Consider the following 20,132-nt stretch of genomic DNA (forward strand, 5'->3'; position numbering starts at 1 on the left):
AAAATGCTCATGGTATACCTTTTTGAAAATATATCTCTATATTCATTTTATCACAAAAATACTACAAAAAGTAAGTAAAAGTTGTTGATTTTTTTAAAATTTATGGTATCATAAAAGATTTAACATTAATTTTGCTGTTTTCTTTCAAAAGCAAGCTTATCCAGGTAGCCTTGGAGAATCAGAACAGCAGCCTGCTTATCAATAACATCTTTCCTTTTTTTCCGGCTTAAGTCAGCTTCGATCAATATTCTTTCGGCCATGACCGTAGTCAGGCGCTCATCCTGAAAGACCACAGCGATATCCGCCATACCGGAGCTTCTTAGCTTGTTTTCAAGCATGGTTTTAAATTCATAGACCTTTTCAGTCTGAATGCTGTCTGTGCCGTCTAATTTTTTAGGAAGGCCGATCACTACTGTATCGCAGTTATACTCCTTTATATAATCCATGATTTTCCCGGCATCTTTTCGGATACCCACCCGGCTTATGGTAGTAATCCCGTTGGCCGTAAGCAATAATTCGTCACTAACTGCGACTCCTATGGTCTTATCGCCCACATCCAGAGCAATTTTTCTCATATATTCATTCCTTTCTTTCTTGTAATATTCACTATAAAAAAATAAGACGGACATGTGTCCGCCCTTTTCTTAGATTGTGTGTTATTTTTTCAGAAATGCCCGCAGCAATTCTTCGACCAAGTCATCTCTCTCAATGTGTCTAATGATATTTCTAGCGTTGTTATGCCCAGTTATGTAGGAAGGATCTCCTGAAAGAATATAACCTACCATTTGGTCGATTGCATTATACCCTTTTTCTTCTAAAGCATCATAAACGGTTTTTAAAATATCTTCTGTTGTTTTTTGGTCACTTTTTTCTGAACTGTTAAACATAATCGTGTTCCTATCCAATCCTACTCACCCTCTTTCCTTGCTTCTTATTATACACATATTTCCATAACCAAAACAACCCTAAATTTTATATTTAATATTGTTGTAATATTTACACAAAATTATTATGAAAATTTATAAAAATAATAAAAAATATTAAAATTTACTAAAATTTATTGAATTAAGGATTCCGCAACCTTAAATGCCTCCTGAATTTTAGAAGGATCCTTTGCACCTGCCTGCGCCATATCAGCTTTTCCGCCGCCGCCGCCACCGGCTGCCGCCGCAATCTGCTTGATCATATTGCCTGCATGGTACCCCTTTTCCAGAAGATCATCTGTAATGGACACCATAAACGTTACCTTTCCGCCGTTTTGTGCAGCAAAGACCAGTATATAACCCTTGTTGGATTTCTTTATATCGTCGGAAATCTGACGGAGGTCATTAATATCATAATCGATAAATTCTTTTGTCAACAGCTTGACATCTCCGATTGTTTTGGCTTCATTCAGGATGGAATCCAGTGAAGAGCTGATAGCATTCTTCTTGATTTCCTCCAGCTCTTTCCTTAAGACCCTGGCTTCCTCGGATAAACTTGAAATCTTTGCAAGCAAACCGCTGGCATTGGTTTTTAAAACATCAGCCGCCTGGTCTATAACCTCTTCTGCTTCCTTCAGCTTATTTACAATTGCCAGTCCTGTAATTGCTTCAATTCTTCTGACACCTGCGGCAACTCCGGATTCACTTACAATTTTAAATGCACCAATTAATCCGGAATTAGCCACATGGGTACCGCCGCAAAGCTCTTTACTGAAATCTCCTACGGATACCACTCGTACCTTATCACCATATTTTTCGCCAAATAAGGCAGTCGCACCGGATTGAACGGCATCCTGCATGGACATTTCTTCTGTGGTAACCGGCAGGAAGTGCATGATTTTGTCATTAACGATCTTTTCTACCGCGATAAGCTGTTCTTTCGTCACAGCCTCGTAATGGTTGAAATCAAAGCGCAGTCCTTCTGCGTTCACACTGGAACCGGCCTGATGTACGTGGCTGCCCACAACCTCTCTAAGAGCCTGCTGGAGTAAATGCGTCGCCGTATGATTCCTTGAAATATGATTTCTGACAGGAACATCGACAAATAACTTCAGCTTATCCCCTACTTTCAATTCGCCGTTTACAATGTTCAGCTTGTGAGCAAAATTTCCTTGAGATTTAGTCACTTCTATCACTTCTGCAGTAAAATGCTCGTTGCAGACTATGCCGTGATCGTAAATCTGACCGCCGCTCTCCGCATAAAAAGGTGTTCTGTCCAGAAGGATCCTTGCATCTTCTCCGACTTTAGCCGTTTGAGAGATAGTTTTATTGCAGAAAATGCCGATTACAGTTCCTTCATCTTCTGTTTTTTCATATCCGGTAAATTCCGTTTTACTGCCTGAGCCAAAATCTAAATTTTCTTCGGCCCAGCCGTCATCATCAACGGATTTTCTGGCTGCTCTTGCCGTTTCCTTCTGATGGAGCATGTTGGCATTGAATCCGTCAATATCGGCGGTACATCCATTTTCAGATAAAATTTCCTGTGTTAATTCCAGCGGGAACCCATACGTATCATAAAGTTTAAATACATTTTCACCGGAAAGCTCTGTCTTGCCTTCTTTTTTCAATGCTTCCACATATTCGGCGATAATAGCCGTACCCTGATCGATGGTTGAACTGAACTTCTCTTCCTCTATGGTAATGATCTTATAAATATATTCTCGTTTTTCCTCCAGCTCCGGATAAGCCCCGCCGGATACTTCAATTACCTTCTTGGACAATTCAGCTAAGAAGGCTCCCTTAATGTTCAGAAGCTTTCCATGCCTTGCCGCCCTTCGCAGGAGCCGTCTAAGAACATATCCCCTGCCTTCATTGCTCGGTATGATTCCATCGGCAATCATGAAGGTTACGGAACGTATATGATCCGTAATGATTCGGATGGATACATCCGTCTTATATTTGCCATTGCCGTATGTCACGCCGGATTTTTCCACAACGGCATCCAGAATATATTTGATGGTATCCACATCAAATATGGAGTCTACCCCCTGCATAATGCAGGCAAGACGCTCCAGACCCATACCGGTATCAATATTCGGATGTGCCAGATTGGTATAGTTGCCTTCCTCATCTCTGGAGAATTGGGTAAATACATGATTCCAGAATTCAACATATCGGTCGCAATCGCATCCCGGTTTACAGTCGGGACTGCCGCAGCCGTATTCTTCCCCTCTGTCAAAGTAAATTTCCGAACAAGGGCCGCATGGACCTGTCCCTATTTCCCAGAAATTATCTTCTTTTCCAAGTCTTACGATTCTTTCCTCAGGCATTCCGATCACATTTTTCCAGATTCCGAAGGCTTCTTCATCATCTTCATAAATGGTGGCCCAAATTTTATCTTCAGGCAATTTTAAGACTTGAGTGATGAATTCCCATCCCCAAGTCAGAGACTCTGTCTTAAAATAATCCCCGAAAGAGAAGCTTCCCAGCATTTCAAAGAACGTACCATGTCTTGCTGTCATGCCCACATTATCGATATCGCCGGTTCGAATACATTTCTGGCAAGTGGTCATCCTTTTGCTTGGCGGAGTCTCCAATCCTGCAAAATAAGGCTTTAACGGTGCCATACCGGAATTTATGATGAGCAGACTCTTGTCCTTTTCAGGAACAAGCGAAAAGCTTTTTCTCTTATAGTGATCTTTGCTGACATAAAAGTTTTGAAATGTCTCTCTGATTTGATTTAATCCCAGTTTTTCCATATATATTTATTCCTCCCGTGAAACAGTATCATGAAATTCATTTTAATGATTTTTATCGTATAACCCAATTATTATACCATGTTTTGTGTTACAATTAAAGAAAATAATGAATAAAACACTAAAGTATACAGAATTTAAACAGGAATTGGAGGGACTATGCGGAAAAATCTTCTCGGAAGCACGGGATTAGAAGTTACTCCGGTGGGATTTGGCGTACTGACTATCGGAAAAACACAATTAAATATGCCGGAATCAGAGGGAGCAGCGGTATTGAGATACGCACTGGAATGCGGTATAAACTTTTTAGATACGGCACAGTATTACGATACGTATCACTACATTAAGCGGGCGTTAAAAGGCACCAATTATGAGCCGATCATCACATCAAAATGTCTGGATCCGTCTTACAGTCAGATGAAATATGCCGTGGAGCAGGCCAGAATGGAAATGAGCAGAGATGTCATCGACATATTTCTGCTCCATGAGGTCAGGAGCGGTGCAGATTGGAAAAATCGATCCGGAGCATGGGAATATCTTCAAGAGGCTAAGTCCAAAGGGCTTATAAAGGCGATCGGGATTTCTACACACCATGTAGATGTGGCGGAACAGGCTGCGGAGGTTCCTGAACTGGATGTGCTCTTCCCGCTGATCAACTTTAGAAGTCTTGGTATCAGAAAAGGAAACGAATTCGGAACTAAGGAGGAAATGGCGGCCGCTATTGAGAAAAATGCTGCTCAAGAAAAAGGCGTGTTTACCATGAAGGTCTTTGGCGGAGGAAATTTGACCGGACATTATCTGGAGGCACTTGATTACGTCAGCACCCTTCCGGGGGTATCCTCCATGATGGTGGGTTTTGGACAGAAGCGGGAAATAGACCGAATGCTTGAATATGTGGGAGGAACTATAGACAGAACGTATATTCCCGACATGACAAAGAAAAAAATTCACATTGATGAAGGAGACTGCGAAGGCTGCGGCAGTTGTATTGAACGTTGTCCCAACCGTGCCATTTTCTTGAATCCTAGAGGGATAGCGGAAGTCGATCATTCAATCTGCCTGACCTGCGGTTATTGTGCGCCGGTCTGCCCTGTGCGGGCTATCCTTTTGTTTTAAGAATGAAAAGTAGATTGGATATATGGTTTTCAGTGATATTTCCTATAGGACAAATAACGGCATATGGCGAAGCCATATGCCTGCAATACCTTTTCATTTTAATACGGAATTGATTAGTTGCAGTATGGCAATCAAAATAGGAATCGCCAGATAAAATATAATGATTTTCCCTGCCAATTCTACCTTTCCTGCGATAGCACCCTCCCCCGAATCCTTGCACAACTGAGAAGTAAAATCCGCAATATAAGCTACGACAAGCACTTTAATGATAATCGGGAAAAAGGTTTTTCCGTATGTAATATTTCCGTATATACTTTGCAGAAAGGTAAATACGGACATGAGTTTCTGCAATGCCAGTGTAAATATGATGATAACCGTTGTGAGCACCACATAAATGGCAAATTCCGGCTTGAAACCCTTCACGATCTGAGAACAGATGACTCCTACAAGGGCTATGAGCGCAATTTTTATGATATCCATAGGTACACCGCCTATAATTGAAATAAGGTTTTTACCGTTTCGAAGAATTCGCTGATCATACGGATAATAAAGAAAAGTACCACCACAATTCCGGCTAAAGTAGTCATGAGAGCATAATCCTCCCGCCCAGCCTTTGCAAGTATTTGATTGATTACTGCGATTGCAATACCTATTCCGGCTATTTTAAATATGATGTCAACATCCATCATCTTTTGTGTCCTCCACCTTCTTATATTAGGATAATAACAAGTGTTAAACCGATAGCAATTCCAAGACTTTTGTACATTTTACCCTTTTTATTATTTTCTTCCGAAGCTTCTTTCAGCTGATTTTCAATTCGTTTATAAGACCGTTGTATTACCGCGCTCTGTCCATAGACATCCGTACCGCCCAGCCCCTTTCCAAGCTCAACGATGGTGTGTATGTCTTCTTCCGTAAAAGAACATGTATCTCCCAGCTCTTTGGAATACCTTATCCAGCTTTCAAGAAAGCTGCAATTGTTTTTCCCTTTTAAATCTGCCGATACTTTAGAAAATAAATCTTTGGCGGCGTGGTTGGCCTTTTCATCCGAAACGATTTCCAAAGCTTCCGGAAGAGGCGTCTTGCGGTATAAGATTTCATCCTCCAAATTTTTCAGTCCGTCCAGAAAGCTTTGCAGATTGGTGACTCTGCACTGATAATCCCGTGCCTTAACATATCCGATGGCACTGCAGATTATAAAAACCAGCGTGTTTAAAATGATATTAATCAAAGCAGCTCTTCCTTTCTGGAAATTTACATAAAATCGTTATCGTTTTCATTTCCGCTTTTATGCGGACTGGAATAAATGATTTCCCGGATGGAGCCGGTTGTAGGTATATTGGACAAGAAAATGATACAGGAGAAGATTCCTCTTTTCACGAGACTCCCTATAGCTGAATTTAAAACATCTTCATAGGAGTTTCCGTGTATGGTAGTAATTAAATTAACTCCTGCACACATGGCTGTTTCTATGGCATAAATGTCGGCACTTTTACCGATTTCGTCTGTGGCAATAATATTGGGGGACATGGCTCGTATCAGCATGATGATTCCCTGCTCTTTTGGACAGCCGTCCAATATGTCCGTACGCGGGCCCAAATCATAACTAGTATTGCCCCTATAACTGCCCGCTATTTCCGACCGCTCATCACATACGCCAACTCGATATCCCTTACAGCTCAGATTCCTTATTAAATCTCTGAGCAGTGTTGTTTTTCCGCATTTAGGCGGTGAAACAATCAGGGTATTATGAACGCTCCCATCCGGTTTCAGAATGCTTTTGATGCATTCATCCGAAGCACCTATGATTTCTCTGCTGCACCTTATATTCAAAGAAGATATGTCTTTAATAAGTTTTACCGTACCCTTTTCAAGAACGACCTTTCCGCATACTCCGGCTCGATGACCGCCTTCAATGGTTATATAACCATTTGCCAATTCGGTTTCGTAAGCATAAAAGGAATAATTCAGCATTCGGTTTATCAGATTATTGAGCATTTCATAATCCACGGCATAGGATATATGATATTCTTCATTTTTCGAAAGGATAGAAATGGGCTGTCCGATTCTAAAGCGGAATTCTTCTGCATTATTAATAATGGCATCGGGTAAAGCCCGAAAAGTTTTTTCCAGATCCTGTGGCATCTTTATCAGTATACTCTCAATATTTTTTTCCATATGTAACACCTCCATATCTTAAAGATATTGCTTGGACAAAAAATTATGATAAAAATTTTAGAGGAGTCAAAAAAAAGACACATTCTCATATGAGAATGTGTTGATATTTCATTATTCTTCCTTTTTCTGATCGTCCTCCTTGCTGGGATCCGGAACAATATACAATTTTACTTTTTCAATTCTGCGTTCTTTTACAGATTCTATTTTGAATACACAGTTTTCATATTCAATCACCCGTTTTCCCTGCTCATCTTCATCCGGTATCTCTCCGAGAAGATCGATCAGAAGACCTCCCAGCGTTTCGCTGTTTTCCGATTGAAGATTTAAATGAAGCTGTTCATCCAAATCATTTAAATTAATAAAGCCGTCTACTATATACGTACTTTCGTCAATTTTTTCGATAGGAAGCTCTTCCTCATCATATTCATCGTCAATGTTTCCCATGACTTCTTCGATGATGTCCTCCATGGTCACAATACCAGAGAATCCGCCGTATTCGTCGATGAGTATGGCAATATGCTGTTTCGAGCTTTGCAGATCAAAAAACAAGGAATCAATATTTTTCGTTTCAGGTACGAAATAAGGTTTTCTTAAAATGGATCGGATATCCACATTTTCAAAGCCGTCTTCTCTGGCCTTGATCAAATAATCTTTGATATGCAGGATACCGATAATGTTATCACTGTCATCTTCATATACCGGAATTCTGGAATACCGGAGTTCCATCAGTTCATCAATATATTCCTCTGTCGGATCATTTATATCGATATAAAAAACATCCGTTCGCGGGGTCATGACTTCGTAAGCCAGCTTATCATCAAAGGCAAAGATGCTGTTGATCATTTTTTTGCCGTTTTCTTTAAGAACACCAGTCTCCTGACCGACCTCCAGCATGGACATGACCTCATCTTCCGAGAATTCTTCATCGTTGGTGTTGGTTTTCTGCCTTGTCAGCTTTAAAATGATATTGACTGAAAAAGATAAGATCCACACAAACGGCTTTGCCACCTTAGACAGGGCGACTATCGGCCGTACGACTAGCATCGCCATACCTTCCGCATGTTGAAGCGCTATTCTTTTCGGGTAAAGCTCTCCCAAAACAAGTGTAACATAAGATAAAATGATGGTGACGACCAGAACAGATATATAGTGACCGTATGGTATCCCTATGTTTGTAAATACTTTACTTAAGTGATCCGACATCCCTACCGCTGCCGATGCACTGGCAAGAAACCCTGCCAACGTAATGGCCACCTGAATCGTGGATAAAAATATATTGGGATTGTCTAATAAATCGCGTACCATTGCAGCTTTCTTATTTCCATCCTGAGCAAGAATTTTAATCCGATTCTTGTTGACCGATACGATCGACATTTCTGCCGCTGCAAAAAAAGCATTGATAAAGATCAAAAATGCTAGAAATATTATTTGTGCCATTACTGGCATACTGGGGTCCGAAGACATTCTTTTTCTCTCCTTTTTAAACATTTAATTGAAAAATTTTTGTCCGCAATTCGCTTTACGAATCGGACAAGTTCATATATGTGATGAATTATATCATCTTATTTTCTTTTACGCAACATAAATCCGGCGGCTACAGGCTGCTTCACCTGAATCTGTAAAAGCTGCTGCGGATGCGGCGCAGATTCTACCGGTTTTCCGCTTTCATCCAGCATGACTTCAAGAATCTGCGTAAAGAACTTTGTATTCGGTCCAAAGATCTCGATTTCTTCGCCGATGCTCATCTTATTTCGTTGCTCCACCAGAGCTAAGCCGGTTTTCGGGTCATAATCCTTCACCAGACCGATAAAGGAATAATCTCTGGTATAAGCACTGGTCTGATAGTCCTGATCTTTATTGGTGGGCCTGTCAAAATAGAATCCCGTAGTAAACTGCCGATGACTGACCTTTTTCAATTCGGTCAACCATTCCTCTTTAAAGCTGTAGTTTTCCGGATCTGCATAATACGCATCAATAGCCTTTCTATAAACGCTCACTACAGTTGCCACGTAGAAAATGCTTTTCATACGCCCTTCTATTTTCGCCGATGCGATTCCTGCATCAATCAACTCAGGAATGTGATCGATCATACATAAATCTCTGGAATTTAAAATATAGGTTCCCCGTTCATCTTCTTCAATGGGAAAATATTCATTGGGTCTTTGTTCTTCCATGAGACTGTATTTCCATCTGCAAGGATGAGCGCACTGCCCCCGGTTGGCATCCCGTTCGATCATGAAGTTGCTTAAAAGACATCGCCCCGAATAGGAAATGCACATAGCACCCTGAACAAAGGCTTCGATTTCCATTTCATCGGGTATGTTGCTGCGAAGCTCCCGAATTTCTTTAAAGGTCAATTCCCTGGCCAGTACAATACGTTTTATTCCCTGCTGGTGCCAGAACTCTGCCGCTTTAAAATTCGTCATGTTTGCCTGAGTGCTCAAGTGAATCTCTGCATTGGGTATGGCTTCCTTGAGTAAAAGCAAGATGCCGGGATCTGAAACTAAAAAAGCATCGAGGTTCAGACCTTTTATTCGGTTCAGATATTCTTCCAAGGGTTTAATATCCTCGTTATGGGCATAGATGTTGATGGTCAGGTAGGCCTTTTTCCCTCTCTCATGGGCATATTCCACTCCTTCCCTGATTTCTTCTGCTGTCAGATTGCCGGCTCCTGCCCTTAGGCTGAACATTTCACCGCCAAAGTATACGGCATCCGCACCGTAATCGATTGCTATTTTCAATTTTTCCAAATCCCCGGCCGGGGCTAAAAGTTCTATTTTTTTCATTTCTTCCTCTATATACATAATATATTTACTGTAAATTTATAGGTGTAACATACTGATTGCTAATCCATCTCCCACCGGAACAACAGAAGTGTGGCAATAATCCAATGCATTGATATACTGCACATATTCCCTCATTTTACGGATATTGGTTTTATGTCGTCCATTTACATCGTATTCATCAGAGACAGTCATGGCTTTCATCAGGACATTATCTGACAGGATCACTGCATCCTTCTGAACCAATCTGATGGCGGCATCCCAAAATCGCTTATAGTGGCTTTTGGATGCATCGATAAAAACCATATCAAAGGGCTCAATGCCCTTTTCGTAGAGCTGCTCTATGACCTTTTCCCCATCTCCGAGATAAACTGTTATTCGATCAGATAATCCGAGAAGTTCTATATTATCACGTGCTGTTTGGCAGGTTTCTTCATTATATTCGATTGTTACGATTTTTGTTTCCTCGTAAGCGGCCGCAAAGCAGGAAGACGAGTATCCTACCGCCGTGCCGATTTCCAGGATTCTTTGAGGCTGCTTCATACGAATCAGGTTCAGGATCAAGGTTTCCGTATCTCTGAGGATAATGGGGACTCTGGCCGCCTCTGCCTGTTTGCGCAGCAGCCCCAGAGAAATATTTAAAGGCTTGTACAATTCATCAATATATTGGGTTACTTTATTATTTGTAATATTCATATCCTTCTCCGTTAAAGTGAATGAACATATGCGTTCTTATTTTTTAAGAATTCTTCATACGTATTGGAAAACTTATGTGAACCGTTCTTTTCAGCACTTAATACATAGTAATAGTAGTTGGTATTCGCAGGATATAGAGCGGCTTTGATGGAATCAATTCCCGGAGAACAGATCGGCCCTTGAGGCAGCCCGGTATTCTGATAGGTGTTGTAGGGAGAATCCACTTCCAGATCCTTATAGTTCAACCGTTCCTTATGTTCAGGCAGTGCATACTGCACCGTTGCATCAATCTGCAGGGGCATATTAACGGCTAGTCTGTTATAGATTACACTGGCCACTACCGGTTTTTCGGAGGAAACAAGCGTTTCTTTTTCGATCAAAGAAGCGATCGTTATGATTTTGTACATATCATAGCCCATTTCAGATGCTCTGGTATAATATTCCTCCGGTACAAGCTTATCAAATTGATCCAGCATTTTACCAATAATCTCGTGTTCGCTGGCCGTTGTATAAATATCATAGGTTTCAGGGTATAGAAACCCTTCCAGCCGATTTTCAGTATTTGGTAAAAGGGATATAAACCTATAATCAAACGTACCGGATTTTACTTCTGACAGGAAGGCATCCTTGTTGATCAAGTTTTTGGCAGCAAGCCTGTCTGCGGTCTCTTTTATGGTAAGACCCTCCGGAATCGTAAATCTGCTGGTGTTGGAATCCCCCGATATGATGATTTCCATGATCTGTTCCAGCGGCATGGAGGGAGACAGGGAATATTCTCCCGCTTTATATTTTCCATCGTTCCCATCTATTTTTGACAGCAATTTAAATTTATTTGTACTGGAAATGACTTTTTTCTCTTCCAGTATTTGTCCGATTGTACTGGTTCCAGATCCTTGAGGTATATTTACTGCTATGGCTTTGGTATTATTTTTATCAAAAGGTTTTCCCAGATTCTGCATATAATGCACAAAGCTCCCAATGAAAAGGAGGATGAATACTAAAATGACAGCTATATACGTCTTGCCTGTGGTTCTGCTTGGATTTCTTTTTCCCATAAATACTTCCTCTTTACTAGAAAGGAGCGTGTAAGAACGCCCCTCCTTTTTCATTTATTCAGTTTGTGCTTTATTTAGCTCTTCCTAAATATTCGCCTGTTCTCGTGTCTATCTGAATAACTTCGCCTTCTTCGATAAAAATTGGAACTTGAACAACTGCACCGGTTTCAACCGTAGCTGCTTTTGTTACGTTCGTAGCCGTATCCCCTTTTACGCCCGGTTCTGTTTCAATAACCTTCAAGTTTACAAAGTTAGGAGCTTCCACCATAAATGCGGCACCCTTGTAGAATTTGATGGTGGCGTCATCGTTTTCTCTTAAATATTTAATGGCATCCTCGACCTGTTCTTGCATTAGCGGAACCTGTTCAAATGTTTCCTGATCCATGAAGTAATAAAGTTCACCGTCATTATATAAGTATTGCATCTGTTTTGTCTCAATATGAGCCTTAGGGAATTTATCATTCGGGTTAAAAGCCTCTTCTCTGGTAGCACCCGTAAGAATATTTTTATATTTTGTTCTTACAAAGGCAGCACCTTTACCCGGCTTTACATGCTGAAAGTCTAAAACAACATGCGGCTCACCATTTAATTCAAAAGTAATACCTTTTCTAAAATCACTTGCGTATAACATATTTTACTCCTTTATAATTTCGTGTCAACTAACTAAAAACCATGGTTTTTAGAGAATTTTAAGTCTTTTTATAGATTTTACGGTATTTATTATACCAAAAGTTGTAACAATTGCCAAGTCCTCAATATTTCATAAGAAGAGTTCAGGGGGCTACCTCTCCTACTGATTATTTCCCAGATTGATTACTTCTCCCAGGATCTTATAGATATCATTCATCATTAGGGAAAATCGAAGCTCCGCCTGCAGATATTGTGCGGCAAGGGGATCACTCATCATGATCCCATAGAGCTGCTGTACCTGACCCGTAAATTCTTCGTCTATTTCTTGGCCCAATATTTGTTTTGTCTGCATTTCCATCTGCTTTGCCTGAAAGTCATTGATCATTTCAGTTATTTCACTGTTTTGGGAAACCGTGGCCTTGATGGCCTCATACTGTTTTAACTCTTCTGAATTCTTAATTTCTGTAGCCAGTGCTCTGGCCGCATCATATACGTTCATTCATTATACCTCCAAGAATATAGGCAGTATGACAGGGCTTCTCTTTGTCTGCTTATAGATAAAGCTTCTGAGATCATCCCTTACTGCTGATTTAAGAGCATTCCAATCCTTAATGTTTTCGTCACAGCATTTATTCAGCGTATTGGCCACCAGATTTCTGGCCTGTTCGATCAGGTTTTCATTTTCTCTCACATATACAAAGCCTCTGGAAATAATGTCAGGACCGGAGCATATGGTACCGGATGACCTGTCAATCGCAGCAACTACGATGATGAGCCCGGATTCTGAAAGAAGCTTTCTGTCGCGGAGTACGATATTTCCCACATCTCCTACACCAAGGCCGTCCACATATACCGCCTGTGAAGGAACCTCTTCTTTAAGGATTTCGGCTTTATTGGCTGTTACGTTAAGCACATTGCCATTTTCTAATATAAAGATATTATCCGGATCTTCTCCCAGGCTTTCAGCAATTTGTGCGTGACGCTTCAGATGACGGTATTCCCCGTGTACAGGCATGAAGAACTTTGGCTTGATCAACGAATGCATTAATTTCAATTCTTCTTCGCAGGCGTGTCCCGAAACGTGGATATCCGCTATATCCGAATAGATTACTTCCGCCCCTTTTTCAAAGAGCTTATTGACCACATTGGAAACGGTTTTTTCATTTCCCGGTACCGGACTGGAGGATAAAATCACCATGTCTCCTTTTTTTATGGTCACTGCCTTATGGTCATTGGATGCCATTCTTGCAAGTGCAGACATAGGCTCGCCCTGACTTCCGGTGGTGATGATTACCAGCTCCTTGTCCGGAATATTTTTTGTTTTATTAATATCCACTAGTACATTTGCAGGTACATTGAGATATCCCAGCTCCATGGCGATATTAACGACGTTTACCATGCTTCTGCCCGATATGGCCACCTTACGGCCCACCTTAACGGCATTGTCAATAATTCTCTGCACCCTGTGCACATTGGAAGAGAAGGTCGCAATAATAATTCTCGCTTCAGAATTTCTGAAAATATTTTCAAGGGTAATACCTACGGTCTGTTCCGACATGGAGTAACCGGGTCTTGTGGCATTCGTGCTGTCACAAAGCATGAGCTGAACTCCCTTAGATCCCAGCTCTGCCAGTCTGGCGAAATCCATGGGTGCTCCGCCTATAGGGGTGTAGTCAATTTTAAAGTCACCGGTATGGAAAACCCTTCCCACCGGCGTTTCGATGCACCAGCAGATAGCATCCGCTACCGAATGGGTGCTTCGAATGGCTTCCGCGTTAAAAACACCCAGCTGAACCTTGTCGCCGTGAGCCACCGTGTTGAGATTCCCTTTAATTCCGTGCTCCTTCAGTTTATTTTCTACCAATCCTAAAGTGAGTCTGGTTCCATAAATAGGAACATTGATCTGCTTAAGCAGATAAGGAATCGCTCCGATGTGGTCTTCATGACCATGTGTCAATATCACACCTCTGACCTTTTCCTTGTTTTTTACAACATAGGCAAAATCAGGGATTACGATATCAATTCCGTACATTTCGTCTTCCGGAAAGGACATTCCACAGTCAATAATAATAATATCATCCTTGTACTCCAATACGGTCATGTTTTTTCCGATCTCATTTAATCCGCCAATTGGAATAACGCGAAGTGGACTGCCGTTCTTTCTGTTAGTTCTTTTTCTCATTCTTTCTCCGTTCTACTTTGCTATGAAATTTACTTTACAACGATATTTAGTAGCTTATTTGGTACTGCAACAACTTTAACAATGTTTTTTCCTTCTATTAAAGCTTTAACTTTTTCGTTCTCCATCGCAGCCTTTTCAAAAGCTGACTTATCCAAGTTATTTGTAACGTTCATCTTTTCTTTAACTTTTCCATTTATTTGGATAACGATTTCTACAGTATCTTTTATCATGGCCGCTTCATCATACTTTGGCCAGCTGATTTTGTGAACCGATTCATTATGTCCCAAGCTCTGCCACATTTCTTCGCAGACATGAGGGGTAAATGGAGATAAGATCAACACCAAGTTTTCAACCGCAGCTTTTAGAAGCCCCAAGTTGATATTTTCGTTTTCCTTGTATCGATACATTTCATTTACCATTTCCATAATGGAACTGATTGCCGTATTAAAGCTAAATCGGCCGCCAACATCTTCTGAAACCTTTTTTATAGTTGTATTCATTTCAAAAGCTAAAGATTTATCTTCTTCTGTTTCTAAAATATATGAATTCGGGGCATGTTTTATAACATCCGTCAGTTCATAAACCAATCTGTATACTCTGTTCAGGAACCTGTAGCTTCCTTCTACACCAGCATCGGACCAATCCAGCTCTCTTTCAGGCGGTGCAGCAAATAAAATAAAGAGTCTTGCTGTATCTGCTCCGTATTTTTCAATAATTTCTGCAGGGCTTACCACATTTCCGATGGATTTTGACATTTTTTTACCATCCTTGATGACCATGCCCTGAGTCAGTAAGTTCTCAAAAGGTTCTTCATTGGTCGTGTATCCCAAATCATAAAGAGCCATTTGGAAGAATCTTGCATACATTAAGTGCAGGATCGCATGCTCTACTCCGCCAATATATTGATCCACATTCATCCAGTATTTTTGCTTTTCCTTTGAAAAAGCTTCTTTATCATTTTTTGCGTCTGTGTATCTTAAAAAATACCAGGAAGAATCCAAGAAAGTATCCATGGTGTCCATTTCTCTTCTGGCAGGTTTTCCACATTTAGGGCATACGGCCTTTGCAAAGGTTTTACTTGTTGTAAGAGGAGATTCTCCTTTTCCCGTAAACTCCACATCCGTGGGCAGTAAGACAGGCAGGTTCTCTTCTTTTTCCGGAACCCATCCGCAGTCGTCGCAATAAATCATAGGAATAGGAGCACCCCAATATCTCTGTCTTGAAATCAGCCAATCTCGAAGTCTGTAATTAATGGACTTCTTGCCGATTCCCTTTTCTTCCAGATAATCAACGACCTTGGAAATGGCTTCTTTATTGTTCATACCGGTGAACATCTCTGAATTAATCATTTTACCTTCCGCTACAAAGGCTTCGGTCAGGTGATGAATGTCTATAGAAGGATCCTCGGATTCTACTACCGGAATGATTTCACAGTCAAATTTCTTGGCAAATTCAAAGTCTCTCTGATCGTGAGCAGGTACGGCCATAATAGCCCCTGTTCCGTAGTCCATCAGAACATAATCAGAAATAAAGATCGGAACCTTCTTTCCGTTTAACGGATTGATGGCATATCTGCCGATAAATACACCCGTTTTTTCATTGGTAGTGGAGGTTCTTTCAATATCAGACTTATGCTGGATTTCATCCAGATATTTTTCAACCTCCGCCTCTTTTCCGCTACCCTCTGCAAGCTTCTTTACATATGGGTGTTCCGGTGCAAGTACCATGTAGGTCACTCCATACAGCGTATCCGGTCTGGTGGTAAAAATGGTGAGTTTTTCATCAAATCCGTCAATATGAAAATCGACTTCAGCACCGACACTCTTTCCAATCCAGTTTTTCTGCATGATCTTGACTTTGCTGGGCCAGCCCTCCATCTTATCCAGATTATTGAGAAGCCGATCTGCATAGTCTGTAATTTTCAAATACCATTGGGATAGTTCTTTTTTGCCTACCACGGTACCGCAGCGTTCACAGCAGCCATTGACTACCTGCTCATTTGCCAGTACTGTCTGGCAGCTTGGACACCAGTTTACCGGATTTTCTTTTTTATAAGCCAAGCCTTTGTTATAAAATTGGATAAATATCCACTGCATCCACTTATAATATTCGGGGCGGCAAGTAGCCACTTCTCTATCCCAATCATAAGAAAAGCCCAGTGCCTTTAACTGCTGTGTCATCTCCGCAATGTTGTCTGTCGTCCATTTTGCAGGAGCAATTCCGTGCTTAATGGCAGCATTTTCCGCAGGCAGGCCAAAGGAATCATATCCCATGGGATGCAGGACATTAAATCCGGCCATGGTCTTATATCTGGCAATAACGTCACCTATGGAGTAGTTTCTCACATGTCCCATATGTAATTTTCCGGACGGATACGGAAACATTTCCAGCACATAATATTTTTCTTTGCTTTCATCTTCAGAAGTAGCAAAAACTTTATTTTCTTCCCAGTACTTCTGCCATTTTTTTTCAATTTCTCTGAAGTTGTACTTTTCTAACATCCATTAATCCTCCAAATCAAGTTCTAAAAATTCGCAATCACCCCAGACCTTTTCAATATTGTATCTCTGGCGCATTTCAGTGGTTAAAACATTTACAATGACATCCCCATAGTCCATGAGAATCCATCCCGAACTGGGCTGTCCTTCTATATTCTTTGCAATAATGCCGTTTTTTGCAAATTCATCGTCAATATCATCACTTAGGGACTTTATCTGTCTTTCGCTGCTTCCGGAGGCCAACACGAAAAAGTCAGCAAATGAGGATTTGACGCTAATATCAATACATGCGATATCCTGTGCTTTTTTCTGGTCTAAAACCTTAGCTGCCAGTAATGCAATTTCTTTACCGTTCATCTAAAATCTCCTTTAAATTTTTAATTCTTTCAAATAATCTCTTGCTTTTATAGTATCTTCATCTAAATAGGAATGCTGTGACCGGACATAATCAATTGTTCTGGTCAGCGATAACATACAAGCTTCATCTAAGTTCTCAAATGCTGCTTTTCTCAACTCTTCTACTCCGGGATAGTCCCGGTTGGGTTCTATGGCATCCGCCAAATAGATGATTTTTTCAAGCTGCGACATACGGGCTCTTCCGGTCGTATGGTAACGGACAGCATTTAAAATATCTTTATCCTTGATACCATACTCTTTTTCCATGATCGCAGCAGTCACTTTGCCGTGAGCCAGATTTCTGTTATTTAAATATCTGGGATCTAAATGAAACTGCTCCACATAGCGGTTCATATCCTGTTCGGATAATTCCCGGAACATATCGTGAAACAAAGCGGCCAGTTCCGTTTTTTCAAGATCTGCCCCATATCGTAATGCTAATTTTAAAGCGGTTTCTTTTACAGCGTAAATGTGGCGTTTTCTTTTTTCTGATAAATTTTTTTCAATGTAATCACTTATATAGTCCGTTTTCATGGATATACCTTTCTACAGACTCCGGAACAAGATTTTTAATACTTTTGCCTGCTTTTACAGCACTCTTGATCTCCGTTGAAGAGATCGGCAATTCTTTATTGTTCAATAATACAACATTAGTATTATAGACTGCTCTTATCCTGTCTATACAGCATTTTAATTCTTCTTCTTTATAACCCGGCCTGCTGCCAACAGCAAAACTGGATTCTGTCAGTAATTCTTCCGCTTTATGCCAGAGCTCAATGCTTAAAAAAGAGTCTGTGCCTAAAATGAAAAAAACTTCTGTGTTATCATAGAGGGCTTTGACCTGATTTAAGGTGTTGGCCGTGTATGAAATTTCATCACTTTCCAGCTCCGCATAGGAAATTTCAACATCATTCATCCCGCGCAGCGCCAGTTCCAGCATCTTTACTCTGTGCTTTTCGGAGGTAACCTTTCTGTTCAATTTAAAAGGCTGGTATTTTGCAGGAATAAAGATCACTTTGTCCAGATTTAATTCCTTTTTTGCCTGTAAAGCCAGCCCCATATGTCCGAAATGAACCGGATCAAAGCTTCCCCCAAAGATTCCTATTTTTCTCATAACCTCTCCGTTTATACAGGGATGAAATCTATTCCCTGATATTGATACTAAGTTCTTCCAGTTGATCCTCCGGCACGCCGGTAGGAGCGTCACTGACCATGCATTGTGCCGCCTGATTCTTAGGGAACGCCATCACTTCTCTGATGCTGTGTTCGCCGGATAGGAGCATCACCAGTCTGTCCAGCCCATAAGCCAGGCCGCCGTGAGGAGGAGTACCGTATTTAAAGGCCTCCAGTAAGAAACCGAACTTGGTTTCACAGACCTCTTTACTCAATCCCAGCACTTCAAACATTTTAGATTGAAGCTTTTTATCGTGGATTCGGATACTGCCGCCTCCCAGTTCCACACCGTTTAAAACGATGTCATAAGCCAGTGCCTTGACCTTTCCCGGCTGAGAATCCAGCATGGGAACATCCTCCGGCTTAGGACAGGTAAACGGGTGGTGCATAGCCGAATAAGAATCGGTTTCATCATCGTATTCAAACAGAGGGAAATCCACGACCCAGAGGAAGTTGAACTGCTTATCGTTCAGAAGTCCCAGTCTTCCCGCAATCTCTCTTCTGAGGAAGCCAAGGGTGTCAAATACGATTTTAGGCTTATCTGCGGCAATAAGAATTAAGTCACCCGGTTTGGCATCAAATACAGCGGCAATTTCTGAAAGCTGTTCCTGTGTAAAAAATTTATTAACAGAAGAATTGATTTCTCCGTCCCCTATTCTCATCCATACCAGACCCTTGGCACCATAATGCTTGGAAGCGTCTGTCAGCTTATCCAGATCCTTTCTGCTGAAATGCTCCGAACCGCCGTTGATATTGATTCCTCTTACGTCGCCTTTCTTCTCCAGTGCATCAGCAAATACCTTAAATTCAGTGCCAGCTACCACCTCATTCAGCTTTTTCAGCTCAAATCCAAATCTGGTATCCGGTTTATCACTTCCGTATCTCTCCATAGCTTCATCGTAAGGAAGTCTCAGAAATGGAGTCTGAATGTCCACATGCATGATCTCCTTCATCAGCTTTTTCAAAAAACCTTCCTGAATTTCAATGACGTCATCCACATCCACAAAGGACATCTCCAGATCGATCTGTGTAAATTCAGGCTGTCTGTCTGCTCTCAGGTCTTCATCTCTGAAACACCTGGCGATCTGCATATATCGATCGGAGCCGCCTACCATTAAAAGCTGTTTAAACAGCTGCGGGGATTGGGGCAGGGCATAAAATTTCCCCGGATTTACCCGGCTTGGTACCAGATAGTCTCTTGCGCCTTCCGGGGTCGGCTTGTTGAGAATCGGCGTTTCGATTTCCGTAAAGCCCTGACTGTCAAAATAATCTCTGGCAAGCTTCGTAATATTATGTCTGAAAGTTAAATTCTTCTGCATCTTTACTTTTCTTAAATCCAAATATCGATACTTTAGCCTCAAATTCTCATCTACATTATCATCATCTTTAATATAAATCGGCGGAGTATCTGCTTCGGAATAAATCACCAGATCATTGGCAAAGACTTCGATATCTCCGGTAGAAATCTCCGGATTTTTGGACTGTCTTTCTTTTACCATACCCTTTATGCCTACAACATATTCACTTCTAAGGCTGTCCGCTTTTTCAAAAATATCCTGAGGAATCTTGTCATCAAAGACAACCTGAACAATTCCAGTTTTGTCTCTTAAATCACAGAAAATAAGGCCTCCCAGATTTCTTCTTTTCTGAATCCATCCATTTAATACAACATTTTCATGAATATTGCCTGAATTCAAAACGCCGCACATATGTGTCCTTTTAAAAACATTGCTCATTTTATATCTC

20 protein-coding genes are annotated in these 20,132 nt (G+C 41.0%); 1 reads left to right on the forward strand and 19 read right to left on the reverse strand.

Annotated elements, in window-relative coordinates; genetic code table 11:
* Nucleotides 1–125: 125 nt before the first annotated feature.
* From ruvX to alaS, 3 genes are all read right to left on the reverse strand, one after another.
* On the reverse strand, nt 126–575 hold the full coding sequence (ruvX, locus tag EQM06_RS06210; protein ID WP_128745509.1) for a Holliday junction resolvase RuvX: 450 nt from the start codon (nt 573–575) through the stop codon (nt 126–128).
* 81 nt (nt 576–656) lie between these two features.
* Nucleotides 657–887: an IreB family regulatory phosphoprotein gene (locus EQM06_RS06215; protein ID WP_128745510.1), complete on the reverse strand. Its 231-nt coding sequence runs from the start codon at nt 885–887 to the stop codon at nt 657–659.
* A gap of 170 nt (nt 888–1,057) precedes the next feature.
* Nucleotides 1,058–3,682, reverse strand: coding sequence for an alanine--tRNA ligase (alaS, locus tag EQM06_RS06220; protein WP_128745511.1), 2,625 nt, complete (start codon nt 3,680–3,682; stop codon nt 1,058–1,060).
* Between the two features lie 156 nt (nt 3,683–3,838).
* Between alaS and EQM06_RS06225 the strand changes: the two genes are divergently transcribed.
* Nucleotides 3,839–4,795: an aldo/keto reductase gene (locus EQM06_RS06225; RefSeq protein ID WP_128745512.1), complete on the forward strand. Its 957-nt coding sequence runs from the start codon at nt 3,839–3,841 to the stop codon at nt 4,793–4,795.
* A gap of 93 nt (nt 4,796–4,888) precedes the next feature.
* On the opposite strand, the gene EQM06_RS06230 is transcribed toward EQM06_RS06225, so the two are convergent.
* The 16 genes from EQM06_RS06230 to aspS form a co-directional block, all read right to left on the reverse strand.
* Entirely contained in the window at nt 4,889–5,275 is a 387-nt protein-coding gene (locus EQM06_RS06230) for a SpoIIIAC/SpoIIIAD family protein (RefSeq protein WP_128745513.1), read from the reverse strand.
* Nucleotides 5,276–5,286: 11 nt separating this feature from the next.
* Nucleotides 5,287–5,484 carry a stage III sporulation protein AC gene (spoIIIAC, locus tag EQM06_RS06235; RefSeq protein ID WP_330548376.1) on the reverse strand — a complete coding sequence of 66 codons (198 nt, stop codon included), beginning with the start codon at nt 5,482–5,484 and terminating at the stop codon, nt 5,287–5,289.
* A gap of 20 nt (nt 5,485–5,504) precedes the next feature.
* Nucleotides 5,505–6,026, reverse strand: coding sequence for a stage III sporulation protein AB (locus tag EQM06_RS06240; protein ID WP_128745514.1), 522 nt, complete (start codon nt 6,024–6,026; stop codon nt 5,505–5,507).
* 23 nt (nt 6,027–6,049) lie between these two features.
* On the reverse strand, nt 6,050–6,973 hold the full coding sequence (spoIIIAA, locus tag EQM06_RS06245) for a stage III sporulation protein AA (RefSeq protein ID WP_164914369.1): 924 nt from the start codon (nt 6,971–6,973) through the stop codon (nt 6,050–6,052).
* A 111-nt stretch (nt 6,974–7,084) separates the two neighbouring features.
* Nucleotides 7,085–8,437, reverse strand: a complete 1,353-nt coding sequence (locus EQM06_RS06250; protein WP_128745516.1) for a hemolysin family protein — start codon at nt 8,435–8,437, stop codon at nt 7,085–7,087.
* Nucleotides 8,438–8,535: 98 nt separating this feature from the next.
* The gene (locus tag EQM06_RS06255; RefSeq protein ID WP_128745517.1) at nt 8,536–9,759 is read right to left on the reverse strand and encodes a peptidase U32 family protein; all 1,224 of its coding nucleotides are present in this window, start codon (nt 9,757–9,759) and stop codon (nt 8,536–8,538) included.
* Nucleotides 9,760–9,795: 36 nt separating this feature from the next.
* The gene (locus tag EQM06_RS06260; protein ID WP_128745518.1) at nt 9,796–10,452 is read right to left on the reverse strand and encodes an O-methyltransferase; all 657 of its coding nucleotides are present in this window, start codon (nt 10,450–10,452) and stop codon (nt 9,796–9,798) included.
* An 11-nt stretch (nt 10,453–10,463) separates the two neighbouring features.
* Nucleotides 10,464–11,507, reverse strand: coding sequence for an endolytic transglycosylase MltG (gene mltG / locus EQM06_RS06265; protein WP_164914370.1), 1,044 nt, complete (start codon nt 11,505–11,507; stop codon nt 10,464–10,466).
* Nucleotides 11,508–11,577: 70 nt separating this feature from the next.
* Nucleotides 11,578–12,138 (reverse strand): elongation factor P, encoded by a 561-nt coding sequence (gene efp / locus EQM06_RS06270; RefSeq protein ID WP_128745520.1) that lies wholly within the window; start codon nt 12,136–12,138, stop codon nt 11,578–11,580.
* 159 nt (nt 12,139–12,297) lie between these two features.
* A complete protein-coding gene (locus EQM06_RS06275; protein WP_128745521.1) occupies nt 12,298–12,636 on the reverse strand; it encodes a YlbF family regulator in 339 nt (112 codons plus the stop codon).
* Nucleotides 12,637–12,639: 3 nt separating this feature from the next.
* Entirely contained in the window at nt 12,640–14,319 is a 1,680-nt protein-coding gene (locus EQM06_RS06280) for a ribonuclease J (RefSeq protein ID WP_128745522.1), read from the reverse strand.
* Between the two features lie 29 nt (nt 14,320–14,348).
* Nucleotides 14,349–16,820 (reverse strand): leucine--tRNA ligase, encoded by a 2,472-nt coding sequence (gene leuS, locus EQM06_RS06285; protein WP_128745523.1) that lies wholly within the window; start codon nt 16,818–16,820, stop codon nt 14,349–14,351.
* Nucleotides 16,821–16,823: 3 nt separating this feature from the next.
* Nucleotides 16,824–17,174 carry a ribosome silencing factor gene (gene rsfS, locus EQM06_RS06290; RefSeq protein WP_128745524.1) on the reverse strand — a complete coding sequence of 117 codons (351 nt, stop codon included), beginning with the start codon at nt 17,172–17,174 and terminating at the stop codon, nt 16,824–16,826.
* A gap of 12 nt (nt 17,175–17,186) precedes the next feature.
* A complete protein-coding gene (yqeK, locus tag EQM06_RS06295) occupies nt 17,187–17,747 on the reverse strand; it encodes a bis(5'-nucleosyl)-tetraphosphatase (symmetrical) YqeK (RefSeq protein ID WP_128745525.1) in 561 nt (186 codons plus the stop codon).
* Nucleotides 17,725–18,327: a nicotinate-nucleotide adenylyltransferase gene (gene nadD / locus EQM06_RS06300; RefSeq protein WP_128745526.1), complete on the reverse strand. Its 603-nt coding sequence runs from the start codon at nt 18,325–18,327 to the stop codon at nt 17,725–17,727. The genes yqeK and nadD overlap by 23 nt, the downstream gene beginning before the upstream one ends.
* 28 nt (nt 18,328–18,355) lie before the next feature.
* Nucleotides 18,356–20,122 carry an aspartate--tRNA ligase gene (aspS, locus tag EQM06_RS06305; RefSeq protein ID WP_128745527.1) on the reverse strand — a complete coding sequence of 589 codons (1,767 nt, stop codon included), beginning with the start codon at nt 20,120–20,122 and terminating at the stop codon, nt 18,356–18,358.
* Nucleotides 20,123–20,132: the final 10 nt, after the last annotated feature.

The organism is Aminipila luticellarii (assembly GCF_004103735.1).
GTDB classification, from domain to species: Bacteria; Bacillota; Clostridia; order Peptostreptococcales; family Anaerovoracaceae; genus Aminipila; species Aminipila luticellarii.

Excerpts from the sequence above, each read along its gene's own strand:
- ruvX (WP_128745509.1), bottom strand. The coding sequence starts at position 575 with ATGAGAAAAATTGCTCTGGATGTGGGCGATAAGACCATAGGAGTCGCA.
- EQM06_RS06215 (WP_128745510.1), bottom strand. The coding sequence starts at position 887 with ATGTTTAACAGTTCAGAAAAAAGTGACCAAAAAACAACAGAAGATATT.
- alaS (WP_128745511.1), bottom strand. The coding sequence starts at position 3,682 with ATGGAAAAACTGGGATTAAATCAAATCAGAGAGACATTTCAAAACTTT.
- EQM06_RS06225 (WP_128745512.1), top strand. The coding sequence starts at position 3,839 with ATGCGGAAAAATCTTCTCGGAAGCACGGGATTAGAAGTTACTCCGGTG.
- EQM06_RS06230 (WP_128745513.1), bottom strand. The coding sequence starts at position 5,275 with ATGGATATCATAAAAATTGCGCTCATAGCCCTTGTAGGAGTCATCTGT.
- spoIIIAC (WP_330548376.1), bottom strand. The coding sequence starts at position 5,484 with ATGATGGATGTTGACATCATATTTAAAATAGCCGGAATAGGTATTGCA.
- spoIIIAA (WP_164914369.1), bottom strand. The coding sequence starts at position 6,973 with ATGGAAAAAAATATTGAGAGTATACTGATAAAGATGCCACAGGATCTG.
- EQM06_RS06250 (WP_128745516.1), bottom strand. The coding sequence starts at position 8,437 with ATGTCTTCGGACCCCAGTATGCCAGTAATGGCACAAATAATATTTCTA.
- EQM06_RS06255 (WP_128745517.1), bottom strand. The coding sequence starts at position 9,759 with ATGAAAAAAATAGAACTTTTAGCCCCGGCCGGGGATTTGGAAAAATTG.
- EQM06_RS06260 (WP_128745518.1), bottom strand. The coding sequence starts at position 10,452 with ATGAATATTACAAATAATAAAGTAACCCAATATATTGATGAATTGTAC.
- mltG (WP_164914370.1), bottom strand. The coding sequence starts at position 11,507 with ATGGGAAAAAGAAATCCAAGCAGAACCACAGGCAAGACGTATATAGCT.
- efp (WP_128745520.1), bottom strand. The coding sequence starts at position 12,138 with ATGTTATACGCAAGTGATTTTAGAAAAGGTATTACTTTTGAATTAAAT.
- EQM06_RS06275 (WP_128745521.1), bottom strand. The coding sequence starts at position 12,636 with ATGAACGTATATGATGCGGCCAGAGCACTGGCTACAGAAATTAAGAAT.
- EQM06_RS06280 (WP_128745522.1), bottom strand. The coding sequence starts at position 14,319 with ATGAGAAAAAGAACTAACAGAAAGAACGGCAGTCCACTTCGCGTTATT.
- leuS (WP_128745523.1), bottom strand. The coding sequence starts at position 16,820 with ATGTTAGAAAAGTACAACTTCAGAGAAATTGAAAAAAAATGGCAGAAG.
- rsfS (WP_128745524.1), bottom strand. The coding sequence starts at position 17,174 with ATGAACGGTAAAGAAATTGCATTACTGGCAGCTAAGGTTTTAGACCAG.
- yqeK (WP_128745525.1), bottom strand. The coding sequence starts at position 17,747 with ATGAAAACGGACTATATAAGTGATTACATTGAAAAAAATTTATCAGAA.
- nadD (WP_128745526.1), bottom strand. The coding sequence starts at position 18,327 with ATGAGAAAAATAGGAATCTTTGGGGGAAGCTTTGATCCGGTTCATTTC.
- aspS (WP_128745527.1), bottom strand. The coding sequence starts at position 20,122 with ATGAGCAATGTTTTTAAAAGGACACATATGTGCGGCGTTTTGAATTCA.